This window comes from Caulobacter sp. CCG-8 (assembly GCF_037402475.1).
GTDB lineage: Bacteria > Pseudomonadota > Alphaproteobacteria > Caulobacterales > Caulobacteraceae > Caulobacter.
In genome coordinates, this window is record NZ_JBBEUD010000009.1 from 181,022 (window position 1) to 195,105 (window position 14,084).

Consider the following 14,084-nt stretch of genomic DNA (forward strand, 5'->3'; position numbering starts at 1 on the left):
GGGGCGCGACCCGCGTTCGCCAAGGCTCAGCTGGGCGGCGGCGTGGGCGGAGCAGGACCCTTGGGCTTGCTCCAGCCGATGGCGTGGCCCCAGTAACGGCCCGACACCCGTTTCACCGTGCCCGCCTCGCGCTGGATGAACTCCCAGGGGTGGAAGGCCAGGCCCACGGTGTCGGCCATGGCCGCGCCGCGCTGGCCCATCGGCTTTTCGGGGCCGGTGGTGGAGTCGATGGCCGTCTGGTGCTCGATCTCGGCGTTCAGCTCGGCCCCGACCAGCACGGTCATGATCGAGAACCACATCCAGACCATGAAGGCGATCACCGTCCCCAGCGGGCCGTAGGTGGCGTCGTAGTGGGCCACGCGGTTCACATAGACCGAGAAGCCCAGCGACCCGCCCAGCCAGGCCGCCGCCCCGAACACCGAGCCCCAGATCACCCAGCGCCAGCGCGGCCGGGCGCGGCAGGGGGCGAAGCGGTAGAGCATGGCGAAGGCGAACGCCGTCACGCCCAGCACGATCAGCCAGCGCAGCGGGATCCAGAACACCGCCGCGGCGGAGAGGCCGATCCGGTCGAACACCACGGGCGCGGCGATCAGCACGCCGGCCAGGACGACCGCGTAGATCAGGGCGCAGAGGGTGAAGGCGTAGGTCCAGAGCGTCTTGGTGACGTAGTTGCGCTTCTCGTCCTCGTCATAGGCGATGTTCAGCCCGTCGAAGAGCGCCTTCATGCTGGCGTTGGCGCTCCAGATCGACAGCAGCAGGCTGACCACGAAGGCCACGCCCAGCTTGGCCTGTTCCTGGCTGGCCAGGCGCAGCATCTGCTCGCCGACGATGTTGACGACGCTGGCCGGGAAGACGGTCGACATGTCCTGCAGCTGCTTCTCGACCGCCGCGACGTCGGCGAACAGGCCGTACAGCGACACGAAGGCGCCGATGGCCGGGAAGATGGCCAGCAGGGTGTAGAAGGTCACGCCGCCGGCCACGGCGGGCAGGCGGTCGACGCTGATCTCGCGGAAGGTGCGCCACAGGATGTCGCGCCAGCCCAGGACGGGGATGCGGTGCGGATGCCGGGCGGCGCGGCCGCGCATCGGCTCGGCCTTGTCGAACTCCTGCGGCGGCATGGCCCGGTCCTCGGAGAGGCCGGGCGGGTGGTCCAGCTGCGTCTCGTTGGGCGCCAGGGCCGGCCCGCGTCGCGGCAGGACGAACGGGACCAGGGCCAGCAGGGCGATCCAGGGCGCCAGATGATAGGGCCGCGAGGCGATCCACGACCGGATGGGGCGTCGCGGAACGGTGTCGGTCATGGTCTGGCCCTCCGCTGGAGGAACACGCGCGGCGCCGCTCCGTTCCGCCCGAACGCACGGATCGCGACCTTGCCAAGCCCCGAGTCGTCGCCGACCTTGTGCGCCATGCACGCCCGGATCGCCAGCCTCTACCGTCACCCCGTCAAGGGGTTCACGCCCGAGCGCCTGGCGGGGGCCGAGCTGGTCGCGGGCCGGTGCTTCCCGTGCGACCGGCTGTACGCCGTCGAGGACGGCCCCAGCGGCTTCGATCCCGAAGCCCCGGGCCACATCTCGAAGATGCGGTTCACGGTGCTGGCCAAGATCCCGGCCGTGGCCAAGGCCCGCACCGCCTATGACGAGGCGAGCGGGGTGTTCAGCGCCCGCGCCGAGGGCCGGCCGGACTTCGCCGGCGACCTGCGCGAGGCCGAGGGGCGACGGGGCTTCGAGGCCTGGCTGGCCGGCCTGCTGGGCGACGAGGCCCAGGGCCCGCTGCGCGTGGTCGAGGGGCCGGGCGACCACCGGTTCATGGACAGCCGCAGCGGCTATGTCTCGATCGTCAACCTGGCCAGCGTGCGCGACCTGGAGGCCCGGCTGGGCCGGCCGGTCGATCCCCTGCGCTTCCGCGCCAACCTCTATGTCGAGGGCTGGCCGGCCTGGGCCGAGAACGACTGGACCGGCCGGGCGATGAGGGTGGGCGAGGCGAGGGCGGAGGTGCTGAAGCCCATCGTCCGCTGCGCCGCCACCCACGTCGACCCGGTCACCGCCGAGCGCGACATCGAGATCGTGAAGGCCCTGTTCGACCACTACGGCCACATGCTGTGCGGCGTCTACCTGCGCGTGGACGAGGGCGGGGCTGTGCGCGAGGGGGACGAGGTCAGCCTCGCCTGACGAAATTTGAACACCGAGAGGTCGCCTCCGCGCGCGAGGCGGAGTAAGACCCCGCCTCATGACCCTGACCCTCGTCAAAGCCTGGAACGCCGCCAAGGATCGTCTGAAGTCCGTTCAGATCGACCAGCCGGCCATCGACGCCCGCCTGCTGCTGGAGGTGGCCGCCGACGTCACCCGTACCGACATCATCAGCGATCCCTACCGCGTGCTGACCGACGCCCAGATGGCGACCCTCGAGGACTTCCTGAACCGCCGCGTCGCGCGCGAGCCGGTCAGCCACATCATCGGCCGCAAGGGGTTCTGGAAGATCCTGCTGCAGGTCAACAAGGACGTCCTGACCCCGCGCCCCGAGACCGAGGTCATCGTCGACGAGGTGCTGAGGGCCTTCCCCGAGGCCATGAGCTTCAACATGCTGGACCTGGGCGTCGGCTCGGGCACGATCCTGCTGGCGGTGCTGGCCGAGCGCCCGGCCGCCAAGGGGCTGGGCATCGACGTCTCGGAGGAGGCCCTGGCCGTGGCTCGCGAGAACGCCGCCAACCTGGACCTGTCCGGCCGCGTGGCCCTGCTGCGCGGCGACTGGACCAACGGCCTGGGCGACGAGAGCTTCGACCTGGTGGTGTCCAACCCGCCCTACATCGCCACCGACGTGATCGAGACCCTGGAGCCCGAGGTGCGCGACCACGAGCCGCGCCTGGCCCTGGACGGCGGCCCGGACGGCCTGGACGCCTATCGCTTCCTGGCCGGCGAGATCCTGCGGGTGCTCAAGCCCGGCGCGATGTTCGCCGTCGAGATCGGCTACGACCAGTCGGAGGCCGTGGAGGCCCTGTTCAAGGCGGCCGGCGCGAAGAACGTGCGGACCATCAAGGATCTGTCGGTCAACGACCGCGTTGTCACCGGTACGAAATAGCCGTTTTGAAAAATTCCTTGGAAACCCTGTCGTGAGGCGGTAGACGAATAACGTCTCCTTCCAAAACGCCGGGTGACGGGAACAGCGATCATCTCGATGATCGCGATACTCCCCTGGCAGGCGCGACCGGCCGACCCGGCTGATCGCCGCGCCCGAACCGGGCGGAGGCTCTACGGAAACCAGCGTCTCTAGAACATCGAAGGCAGGACCCAACACGGTTCCACTCCGCTCCAGAGGCCAAACACCGGACGCGTCGATCGCCGCCGGACAGGTTCAGAAGAGAAGATGAGAGATTTCAAGGGCATGAAGCGCCAGCGCGGCCGCAACAATCGCGGCGGGGCGGGTAGCGGCGGTAAGCCTCAGCAGCACAACGCCAACCGGGCCTTCGATTCGAACGGCCCCGAAGGCGTGAAGGTGCGCGGGGCGGCCCAGAGCGTCTACGAGAAGTACCAGCAGCTGGCCCGCGACGCGACGTCGTCCGGCGACCGGGTCCTGGCCGAGAACTACCTGCAGCACGCCGAGCACTATTTCCGGGTCCTGCGCGCCATCCAGCCGAATCGTCCGGTCAGCGACATCATCGGCAAGGACGCCTATTCGGCGTACGAGATCGACTTCGAGGCCGAGCCCGAAGAACAGCCCGAAACCCCCGAGGCGACCCAGACCGAGGCTCCGGCCGAGGGCGAGGGCGGCGAAGGCCAGGGCGAAGGCCGCCGCGACCGGTTCGAGAACCGTCCCCGCGAGGATCGCCCCCGTGATGATCGTCCGCGTGACGGGCAACGCGACGACCGTCCCCGCGACGGCCAGCGCGACAACAACCAGAACCGCGACCGTGACCGCGACGGCCAGGGCCGCCGCGACCGCTGGCGCGACCGCGACGACCGCCCCCGCGACGGCCAGCGTGACGATCGTCCGCGCGATGATCGTCCCCGTGACGACCGCCCGCGCGACGACCGGCCTCGCGAGGATCGGCCCCGGGATGACCGTCCCCGCGACGATCGTCCGCGGGAAGACCGCTTCCGCGACGAGCGTCCCCGCGAGGACCGCCCCCGTGAGGATCGACCCGCCGCCGAGGGCGAAGGCCAGGCCCGCGAGGGCGGCGAGGGTCGCCGCGAGCGTCCGCGCCGCGACCGCGCCCCGCGCGACCGCGATCCGATGGCCGTGATCGAGCCGCAGGCCACGCCGCTGACCGCCGAGGCCCCGGCCTCGCCGCTGCTGCGCGGCCAGGACGGCGACGTCAGCCACGCCCCGGCCTTCCTGGGCCGCAAGTCGCCCCGCGCCGAGGCTCCCGCCGACGCCGCGCCGACGGCGCCGACCTCGGACGAAGGCGAGGCTCCGGCCAAGCCCAAGCGCCGCCGCGCCCCGCGCAGCTTCGAAGGCAGCGCCGCGCCGGAGTCGGAAGAGGTCTGAACCTCTCCACCGATCGCCTGATCTTCAGTCATCCCTCGGCCTCGCCGGGGGATGACGTCGTTTTGGGCGTCCCCCATTGCGTTCGACGCCAAACCCCGCCTAGCCTCGCGCCCAACAACATTAGGGGGCGACCGTGCGCGGCAAGACCAAGACCTTTCTCCTGACGGCGGCCGCCTTGTCGGCGCTTGTCGCGCCGGCCCTGGCCGCGACCTCCGCCAAAGCTCAGTCGGCGGATGAAGCCGCCTTCCGCGGGCTCTACAAGGAGCTGGTCGAGATCAACACCACCGCCTCGGTCGGCAGCTGCACGGCGGCGGCCCAGGCCATGGGCGCGCGGCTGAAGGCGGCGGGCTTCGCCGACAGCGACATCAAGGTGGTCTTCCCCGACGAGCACCCCAAGGCCGGCGCCCTGCTGGCCACCCTGCACGGCAAGGACCCCAAGGCCGGGGCGATCCTGCTGATGGCCCACATCGATGTGGTCGAGGCCAAGCGCGAGGACTGGGAGCGCGATCCGTTCAAGCTGGTCGAGGAGAACGGCTACTTCTACGCCCGCGGCGCCAGCGACGACAAAGCCATGGCGGCGATCTTCACCGACAGCCTGGTCCGCTACAAGCAGGAGGGCTTCAAGCCCAAGCGCGACATCAAGCTGGCCCTCACCTGCGGCGAGGAGGGCGGCCAGTTCAACAGCGTGCCCTGGCTGCTGGAGAAGTATCCGCAGGCCATGAAGGCCGACTTCGCCCTGAACGAGGGCGACGACAGCCAGCTGGACGAGAAGGGCCAGCCCCGCCTGCTGGGCATCCAGGTCGGCGAGAAGGTCTATATGGACTACACGCTGGAAGTGACGAACGCCGGCGGCCACTCGTCGCGCCCGATCAAGGACAACGCGATCTACCACCTGGCCAACGGCCTGGCGCGGCTGGGCGCCTACGACTTCCCGATCGCCCTGAACGACGCCACCAAGGGCTATTACGAGCAGAACGCCAAGATCGAGCCCGATCCCGAGGTGGCCGGCGCCATGCGCGCCATGGTCGCCAATCCGGGCGACGCGGCGGCCGCCGCCATCCTGGCCCGCGACCCGGGCCGCAACAGCATGATGCGCACCACGTGCGTGGCCACCATGGTCGAGGCCGGCCACGCGCCCAACGCCCTGCCGCAGCGCGCCAAGGCCAACGTCAACTGCCGCATCCTGCCGGGCAACGACCCCAAGGTCATCCGCGACCAACTCCAGGAGATCGTCGCTGATCCGGCCATCAAGATCACCCTGGCCCAGGACCCCGATCCGGTCAGCCCGCCGCCGCCGCTGACGCCCCGGATCATGGCCCCGGCCACCAAGGTCGCCGCCAAGATCTGGCCGGGCGTCCCGTTCATCCCGGCCATGCTGACCGGCGCCACCGACGGCCGCTTCACCAACGCGGCGGGCGTCCCGACCTACGGCCTGTCGGGCCTGATGGCGGGCGTGGACGGCGACCACATCCACGGCCTGAACGAGCGCATCCAGGTCAAGGCCCTGATGAACGGCCGCCAGTTCCTGTACGAGGTGGTCAAGCTGTACGCGGACGGGAAGTGACCCGCCCCGCGCGCTTTCCCGATATCGGGTGAACCCTGATCTGTTCGGGCCCGGGCCGCGCCGATACAATCGGTAGCGGTTCTGGCTCGTGCTGGAGAGACATCATGCGTCGCATCTTTTCCCTCGGCCTCGCCGCCCTGGCGCTGTCGGCCTGCGCGTACAATCCCGAGCTGGGTCGTCAGCAGATGACGATCGTCGACGACTCCAGCCTGACCAAGGCCGGCGAGCAGGCCTGGAACCAGGCCCTGACCAAGAGCAAGGTCAGTCCCGACAAGGCGGCCAACGCCCGTGTCCGCGCCGTGGGCCAGCGGGTGGTCAACGCCGCAGGCCTGGGTGACCGGCCCTGGGACTACGCGGTGTTCGAGGACGCCTCGCCCAACGCCTTCGTGCTGCCCGGCGGCCATGTGGGGGTCACCACCGGCCTGTTGAAGATCGTCGACAACGACGACCAGCTGGCCGCCGTGATCGGCCACGAGACCGGCCACGTCGTGGCCCACCACGCCGCCGAGCGCCAGTCGCAGAACATGACCTCCAGCCTGCTGCTGGGCGTCCTGGGCGCCTATGCGGGCGGCGACACAGGGCGGGCGATCTCGACCTACGGCGGCGACGCGGCCAAGTACGGCATCCTGCTGCCGTTCTCGCGCAAGCAGGAACTGGAGGCCGACCGCCTGGGCGTCGACTACATGCAGCGGGCCGGCTATCGCCCGCGCGAGGCGGTGACCCTGTGGGAGCACATGCAGGCCCAGGGCGGGTCCGGCACGCCGCAGTTCGCCTCGACCCACCCGTCGGACGCCACCCGGATCGCGGCCCTGCAAAACTATATCGTCCAACGCGGCTGGTGAACCTTGTGTGGCTGATCGGCCACACCTAAATCCCTGTTCGAGGTCGTTCGTGCTCGATGGAGGCGAACGGCCCAAATCCGCCTTTGGAGGGGATACCGTATGAAGATCGATCTCTATTCCGACCGCGCCAAGTCCGCGGTCCAGTCGGCCCAGAGCCTGGCCCTGGCCAAGGGGCACCAGCAACTGGGGCCCGAACACCTGCTCAAGGTCCTGCTCGAGGAGAAGGACGGCCTGAGCCGCACCCTGATCCAGAACGCCGGCGGCCGGCCCGACGCGGCCGACGCGGCCGTGGACGCCCTGCTGGCCAAGACCCCGCGCGTCGACGGCGCCGGCGGCCAGCTCTACATGAAGCCCGACACGGCTCGCGTCTTCGACGCGGCCGAGACTGGGGCGAAAAAGGCCGGCGACGCCTTCGTCACCACCGAGCGCCTGCTGATCGCCATAGCCAAGGAAGGCGGCGACGCGGCCAAGATCCTCAAGGACGCCGGGGCCACGGCCCAGGGGCTGGAGACGGCCGCCGCGGCCATCCGCAAGGGCCGCACCGCCGACAGCGCCTCCAGCGAGGACGGCTATGACGCCCTGAAGCGTTACGCCCGCGACCTGACCCAGGCGGCCCGCGACGGCAAGATCGACCCGGTGATCGGCCGCGACGAGGAGATCCGCCGCACGATCCAGGTCCTGTCGCGCCGCACCAAGAACAATCCCGTCCTGATCGGCGAGCCCGGGGTCGGCAAGACCGCCATCGTCGAAGGCCTGGCCCAGCGCATTGTCAACGGCGACGTGCCCGAGAGCCTGAAGGACAAGAAGCTGCTGTCGCTGGACATGGGCAGCCTGATCGCCGGCGCGAAGTATCGCGGCGAGTTCGAAGAGCGGCTGAAGGCCGTGCTCGGCGAGGTCACGGCCGCCGAGGGCTCGATCATCCTGTTCATCGACGAGATGCACACCCTGGTCGGGGCCGGGAAGGGCGACGGGGCGATGGACGCCTCCAACCTGCTCAAGCCCGCCCTGGCGCGCGGCGAGCTGCACTGCGTGGGCGCCACCACGCTGGACGAGTACCGCAAGCACGTCGAGAAGGACGCGGCCCTGGCCCGTCGCTTCCAGCCGGTGTTCGTGCAGGAGCCGACGGTGGAGGACACCGTCTCGATCCTGCGCGGCCTGAAGGAGAAGTACGAGGTGCACCACGGCGTGCGCATCAGCGACTCCGCCATCGTCGCCGCCGCCACGCTCAGCAACCGCTACATCGCCGACCGCTTCCTGCCCGACAAGGCCATCGACCTGGTCGACGAGGCCGCCAGCCGCGTGCGCATGGCCATCGACTCCAAGCCCGAGGAGCTGGACGAGATCGACCGCCGCCTGGTGCAGCTGAAGATCGAGCGCGAGGCCCTGTCCAAGGAGACCGACCAGGCCTCCAAGCAGCGGCTGGAGAACCTGGAGGTCGAGATCGACGACCTGCAGTTCCGCAGCGACGAGATGACCGCTCGCTGGAAGGCCGAGAAGGACAAGGTCGGCGGCGCCGCCCAGGCCCGCGAGGCCCTGGACCGCCTGCGCGCCGACCTGGCGACCGCTCAGCGCGCCGGCGACTTCGCCCGCGCGGGCCAGATCCAGTACGGCGAGATCCCGGCCCTGGAGCGCCGCCTGGCGGAAGCCGAGGCCGGCGAGACGGGCGGGGCTGAAAAGGCCCTGACGCCGGAAGTCGTCGACGCCGAGCAGATCGCCGCCGTCGTCAGCCGCTGGACCGGCGTGCCGGTCGAGAAGATGCTGGAAGGCGAGCGCGAGAAGCTGCTGAAGATGGAAGACCAGCTGCGCGGCCGCGTGGTGGGTCAGGACGAGGCGCTGGAAGCCGTGTCGGACGCCGTCCGCCGCGCCCGGGCCGGCCTGCACGACCCGTCCAAGCCGATCGGCTCGTTCCTGTTCCTGGGCCCGACGGGCGTGGGCAAGACCGAGCTGACCAAGAGCCTGGCCGAGTTCCTGTTCGCCGACGAGCATGCGATCACCCGCATGGACATGTCGGAGTACATGGAGAAGCACTCGGTCAGCCGCCTGATCGGCGCGCCTCCCGGCTATGTCGGCTACGACGAGGGCGGTGCGCTGACGGAAGCGGTGCGCCGGCGTCCGTACCAGGTGGTGCTGTTCGACGAGATCGAGAAGGCCCACCCGGACGTCTTCAACGTGCTCCTTCAAGTGTTGGATGATGGCCGCCTCACGGACGGCCAAGGCCGGACGGTCGACTTCAGGAACACCCTGATCATCATGACCTCCAACCTCGGCGCCGAGTACCTGGCCAGCCAGGAAGACGGCGAGGACGTGGAGGAGGTCCGGCCGATGGTGATGAACACGGTGCGCGGCCACTTCCGCCCCGAGTTCCTCAACCGGATCGACGAGATCATCCTGTTCAAGCGCCTGTCGCGCGCGAACATGGGCGACATCGTCCGCATCCAGCTGCAGCGGGTAGACAAGATGCTGGCCGAGCGCCGCATGACCCTGGCCCTCGATCCCGAGGCCCTGCGGTGGCTGGCCGACAAGGGCTACGACCCGGTCTACGGCGCGCGCCCGCTCAAGCGCGTGATCCAGAAGGACCTGATCGACCCGATCGCCAAGAAGCTGCTGGCCGGCGAGCTGGAGGACGGCGGGGTGATCTCGGTCGGCGCCGGCGCCGACGGCCTGAGGATCGGCAAGGCGACGCTGCAGTAACGCTGCGTCACCGTCGAATCTGGAGCGGGCGCGTCCGATGGGCGCGCCCGTTTTTTCTGTCTGGCGAAGAGCGGAAAAGAGGTCCAGGATGACCTCTCAGCCCTCACATATCGCAAATATTTATCGGGAACCTTTGGCCGGTTTGCGCGTACGCGCGCGTTACTAAGAAGCGGCGTAGAGATGTTCGTGAGAATGGCTAAGTCTGTCTAGAACAGGCCCAGAATTCGCCTCTTTCGAATGTCGGTTTTCAACTGACGAAGCGCCGCTGCTGAACTGTCGAACGGTTCAGCTTGGTGCTCGGAGTTGAAACAAAGGTGGAAGGGTGTCCCATGATTAGCGTGAATTATAAGATGATGATGGTGAGCGCTCTGGTGGCTGGCGGCCTGGCGGTCAGCGGCTGCGCGACCAAGGGCTACGTCAACGATCAGGTCGGCGCGGTGAACACGCGGGTCGACAGCACCGACAGCAAACTGGCCGAGGTGGACCGCACTAGCCAGGAAGCGCTGAAGCGTGCGACCGACGCCGGCAAGCTGGCGGAAGGCAAGTTCCTGTACTCGGTGGTGCTGAGCGACGACTCTGTGAAGTTCCCCACCAACCAGCATGAGCTGTCGCCGGAAGCCGAACAGCGCCTGGCCGACTTCGCCAGCAAGCTGAAGGGCGACAACAAGAACGTCTATCTCGAGATCCAGGGCTTCACCGACAACACCGGCGACCCGAAGTACAACGAAGGCCTGGGCGGCGAGCGCGCCGAGACAGTGCGCAAGTTCCTCAGCAAGCAGGGCGTGCCCCTGAACCGCATGGCCACCATCTCGTACGGCGAGGACGATCCGGTGGCCCCCAACGACACCCCCGACGGCCGCGCCCAGAACCGCCGCGTGGTGATCCAGGTCCTGGCCTAGCAGGTCCTGAACGCGATCATCGCCCTGCGTCCGGCTGGGCGATGATCCCTTCTCTCCGCTCGTCCTGACGAACATCGGGACCCAAGCCGGTTTTCCGAACCTGTCGTGGAGGCGGGTCGGGATGGGCGGCCTGGGTCCCGACCTTCGCCGGGGCGGGCGGATTTTTATGGGCGTCAGCCGATCGTGGCGGGCTTCAGCAGGTCCTCCAGGCCGATCCGGCGGTACATCTCGGCCCGCACCCGGTCGGCCACGCCGTTGACGACCTCGGCGCCGTCCTGCGACGGGTCGATGTGGACGCGGAACGGACGCTTGCCGAATTCGGTGTCGACCACCTTGGCGATGGCCCGCGCCACCTCGCCCGCGTCGGCGTCGGCCGGCTCCAGGGCGGCCAGGCCGTCCAGCGCCATCTTGGCCACGCCCTTGTAGGGGCCGTCGTCATATTCGGCGGCCCGCGCGGCGTCGGCCGGCTTGCCGGAGTGGGCGAAGTGGTTGGTGCCCTGGGTGAAGGCGCCGGGCACGATGATCGAGGTCTCGATCCCCCAGCGCGCCAGCTCGGTGGAGTACGACACCGCCAGGCTGTCCATCGCCGCCTTGGCCGCGAAATAGGGCGACAGGTAGGGCGGGGTGCCGCCGCGCGTCGAGCTGGACGAGACCCAGACCACCAGCCCCTTGCCCTGCTTGCGCAGCTGCGGAAGGGCGGCGCGGTTGACCCGCTGGGTCGACAGCACGTTGACGTCGTAGAGCTGGGCGAACTGCTCGGGCGTGAAGGCCTCGGCCGGGCCGAAGCTCATGTGGCCGGCGTTGTGGACGATCACGTCCAGGCGGCCGTTGTCGGCGATGATCCTGGCGATCCCGGCCTCGACCGAGGCGTCGCTGGCGACGTCCAGCTCGACCGTGCGCAGGTCGACGCCGTTGTCCTTGGCGTAGGCGGCGATCTCGGCGACCCGCGGCGCGTTGCGGCCTTCCGTCTCGCGCATCGAGGCGTAGACGGTGTGGCCTTGGCGGGCCAGGGCCTGGGCGCTGAGCAGACCGAAGCCGCTGGAGGCGCCGGTGACGACGATCACTTGGTTCTGGGTGGTCATTGGACTTGTCCTTGAAGGGGTGTGTCGGGGAGGGGCGTGAAGGCGGGGTGGGGGATCAGATGATCCCGCCGTTGGCGCGCAGGGTCTGGCCGTTGATCCACGAGCCGTCGGGGCCGACCAGGAAGGCGATGGCGGCGGCGATGTCCTCGGGCTGGCCCAGGCGTTCCAGCGGGGCCAGCTTGGCCAGGTGGTCGATCACCGCCTGCGGCTTGCCGTCGAGGAACAGCTTCGTGGCCGTCGGTCCGGGGGCGATGGCGTTGACGGTGATGTTCCGGCCGCGCAGCTCCTTGGTCAGGATGCTGGTCATGGCCTCGACCGCCGCCTTGGTCGCCGCGTAGACGCCGTAGGTCGGCTGCAGCAGGCCCACCACGCTGGACGAGACGTTGACGATCCGCCCGCCGTCGCGCAGTTGCCGGGCCGCCTCGCGCAGGGTGTTGAACGTCCCTTTCAGGTTGACGGCGATCTGGCTGTCGAACAGGGCGTCGTCGCTGTCGGCGATCGTGGCCAGCTTCATGATCCCGGCGTTGTTGACCAGCACGTCGACGCCGCCGAAGGCCGTGCGGGCGGCCTCGAACATCTTGCGGACCGCCTCGGGGTCGGCGATGTCGGCCTGGTGGGCGACGGCCTTGCCGCCGGCCGCCTCGATCGTGCGGACCAGGTCCTCGGCCGGCTGGGCCTTGCCGGCGTAGTTGACGACGACGGTGAAGCCGTCGCGGGCCAGGCGTTCCGAAACCGCCGCGCCGATGCCGCCCGAGGTGCCGGTGACGATCGCTACCTTGTTGCTTTGGTTGGTCATTTCGTCTCTCCAGGCCGACACCGCGTCGGCTGTGAGGAGAAGATGAGCCTTTGACGGACGGAGATAATCATCCGATATTCGACAACATTATTCAGATTTGCGAATAATGGAGACGCCGTCCTGGACCGCTTCGACGCCATGCGCCTGTTCGTCCGCATCGTGGAGCGACGCAGCTTCAGCCAGGCGGCCCTGGACCTGAACCTGCCGGCCTCGACGGCCACCGAGGGGGTCAAGCAGCTGGAGGCGCGGCTGGGCGTGCGTCTGCTGCAGCGGACCACGCGCCATGTCAGCCCCACCCTGGACGGCGAGGCCTTCTATCGCCGCTGCCTGACCATCCTGGGCGAGCTGGAGGACGCCGAGGCCGAGTTCAGCGACGCCAAGCCGCGCGGCCTGCTGCGGGTGGACGTGCACGGCACCCTGGCCCGCCACTTCCTGCTGCCGGGCCTGCCGGCCTTCCTGGAGCGCTATCCCGACATCCGCCTGCACCTGGGCGAGGGCGACCGGCTGGTGGACCTGGTGCGCGAGGGCGTCGACTGCGTGCTGCGGGTCGGCGACCTGAAGGACAGCGCCATGATCGCCCGCCGGGTGGGCCTGCTGGACGAGGTGACCTGCGCCGCGCCGAGCTATCTGGAACGGCGCGGCGTCCCGACCACGCCCGACGACCTGACGGCCAAAACCGAGCAGGGCGGCGGCCACGTGATGATCGGCTTCGTCTCGTCGGCGACAGGCGAGCATTTCCCGCTGGAGTTCACGGTCGGCGGCGCCCTGAGGGTCGTGACCCTGCCGGCCGTGCTGTCGGTGACCGGGGCCGAGACCAACATCGTCGCCGCGCGCCAGGGCCTGGGGATCATCCAGATCCCGCGCTACCACGCCCAGGCCGACCTGGAGGCCGGGCGGCTGGTCGAGATCCTGCCCGACTTCCCGCCCAGCCCCACGCCGGTGTCGCTGCTCTACCCCCAGGCCCGCCACATCCCGCCGCGCGTGCGGGTGTTCATGGAGTGGCTGACGGGGGAGTTTTCGCGGCGGGCCGCCTAGGCCGGCGCCGCCTCCTTCGCCGCCGCGATCAGGGCGTCGTCGATCTCGGAAGCCCGCTTGGCCGCCGGGCGCTGGCTGATGCCGGCCCAGTAGGCCTCGAACGCCGGGCGCTTCTCGATCGTGCCGAACATCATGCCCCAGCCGATCTGGGCGCCCACATAGACGTCGGCCGCCGAGAACGTGTCGCCGACGATGTACTGCTTGCCGCCGACCGCCGTTTCCAACGCGTTGAGCGTGTCTTCCAGGCAGCCGTAGCCAGCCATCGGTTTGCGGTCCTCCGGGACCACGAAGCCCAACGACTTGTTGGTCACCGCCGCCTCGACGGGCCCGCAGCCGAACATCAGCCAGCGATAGTAGGTCCCGCGCTCGGGCGAGCCGACGGGCGGGGCCAGGCCGGCCTCGGGGAAGGCGTCGGCCAGATAGGCGCAGATGGCCGCGCCCTCGGTGACCGTCACGCCGCGATGGGTGATGGCCGGCACCTTGCCCATCGGATTGACCGCCAGGTACTCGGGCGCCTTCATCGACGAGGCGTAGTCGAGCACCACCGTGCGATAGGGCGCGCCGACCTCTTCCAGCATCCAGCGGATGATCCGGCCGCGCGACATCGGGTTGGTGTAGAAGACGAGTTCGTCGCTCATGGGAGGCGCTCCTGGGGGAAAGGCGGCGCGATCCTAGCCTGCCCCGTCCGACGCGCAA

Annotated in this window: 12 protein-coding genes; 8 read left to right on the top strand and 4 right to left on the bottom strand. The window is 69.4% G+C overall.

Annotation, left to right across the window (positions count from 1 at the left end; translation table 11 throughout):
• Positions 1–26: 26 nt before the first annotated feature.
• Positions 27–1,298: a YihY/virulence factor BrkB family protein gene (locus WAE60_RS11250; protein WP_035018565.1), complete on the bottom strand. Its 1,272-nt coding sequence runs from the start codon at positions 1,296–1,298 to the stop codon at positions 27–29.
• 105 nt (positions 1,299–1,403) lie between these two features.
• Between WAE60_RS11250 and WAE60_RS11255 the strand changes: the two genes are divergently transcribed.
• The 7 genes from WAE60_RS11255 to WAE60_RS11285 all read left to right on the top strand — a co-directional run bounded on the left by WAE60_RS11255 (position 1,404) and on the right by WAE60_RS11285 (position 10,475).
• Positions 1,404–2,165, top strand: coding sequence for an MOSC domain-containing protein (locus tag WAE60_RS11255; protein ID WP_337686469.1), 762 nt, complete (start codon positions 1,404–1,406; stop codon positions 2,163–2,165).
• Positions 2,166–2,223: 58 nt separating this feature from the next.
• Complete coding sequence (prmC, locus tag WAE60_RS11260; RefSeq protein ID WP_337686471.1) at positions 2,224–3,072, top strand: peptide chain release factor N(5)-glutamine methyltransferase; 849 nt, start codon at positions 2,224–2,226, stop codon at positions 3,070–3,072.
• A 285-nt stretch (positions 3,073–3,357) separates the two neighbouring features.
• Complete coding sequence (locus WAE60_RS11265; RefSeq protein ID WP_337686473.1) at positions 3,358–4,479, top strand: DUF4167 domain-containing protein; 1,122 nt, start codon at positions 3,358–3,360, stop codon at positions 4,477–4,479.
• A 133-nt stretch (positions 4,480–4,612) separates the two neighbouring features.
• Entirely contained in the window at positions 4,613–6,043 is a 1,431-nt protein-coding gene (locus WAE60_RS11270) for a M20/M25/M40 family metallo-hydrolase (RefSeq protein ID WP_337686475.1), read from the top strand.
• Between the two features lie 104 nt (positions 6,044–6,147).
• Entirely contained in the window at positions 6,148–6,885 is a 738-nt protein-coding gene (locus WAE60_RS11275; protein WP_029914138.1) for a M48 family metallopeptidase, read from the top strand.
• A 99-nt stretch (positions 6,886–6,984) separates the two neighbouring features.
• Entirely contained in the window at positions 6,985–9,576 is a 2,592-nt protein-coding gene (gene clpB / locus WAE60_RS11280; RefSeq protein ID WP_337686477.1) for an ATP-dependent chaperone ClpB, read from the top strand.
• Positions 9,577–9,905: 329 nt separating this feature from the next.
• On the top strand, positions 9,906–10,475 hold the full coding sequence (locus tag WAE60_RS11285) for an OmpA family protein (protein WP_337686478.1): 570 nt from the start codon (positions 9,906–9,908) through the stop codon (positions 10,473–10,475).
• Between the two features lie 173 nt (positions 10,476–10,648).
• Here the strand turns inward: WAE60_RS11285 and WAE60_RS11290 are convergent, their stop codons facing one another.
• Positions 10,649–11,557 carry an SDR family oxidoreductase gene (locus WAE60_RS11290; RefSeq protein WP_337686479.1) on the bottom strand — a complete coding sequence of 303 codons (909 nt, stop codon included), beginning with the start codon at positions 11,555–11,557 and terminating at the stop codon, positions 10,649–10,651.
• A gap of 55 nt (positions 11,558–11,612) precedes the next feature.
• Complete coding sequence (locus WAE60_RS11295) at positions 11,613–12,353, bottom strand: SDR family oxidoreductase (protein ID WP_337686480.1); 741 nt, start codon at positions 12,351–12,353, stop codon at positions 11,613–11,615.
• Between the two features lie 138 nt (positions 12,354–12,491).
• Between WAE60_RS11295 and WAE60_RS11300 the strand changes: the two genes are divergently transcribed.
• Positions 12,492–13,388: a LysR family transcriptional regulator gene (locus tag WAE60_RS11300; RefSeq protein WP_337686482.1), complete on the top strand. Its 897-nt coding sequence runs from the start codon at positions 12,492–12,494 to the stop codon at positions 13,386–13,388.
• Here WAE60_RS11300 and WAE60_RS11305 read toward each other — a convergent pair.
• On the bottom strand, positions 13,385–14,026 hold the full coding sequence (locus WAE60_RS11305) for a glutathione S-transferase family protein (RefSeq protein WP_029914130.1): 642 nt from the start codon (positions 14,024–14,026) through the stop codon (positions 13,385–13,387). The two genes, WAE60_RS11300 and WAE60_RS11305, sit on opposite strands and share 4 nt — an antisense overlap.
• Positions 14,027–14,084: the final 58 nt, after the last annotated feature.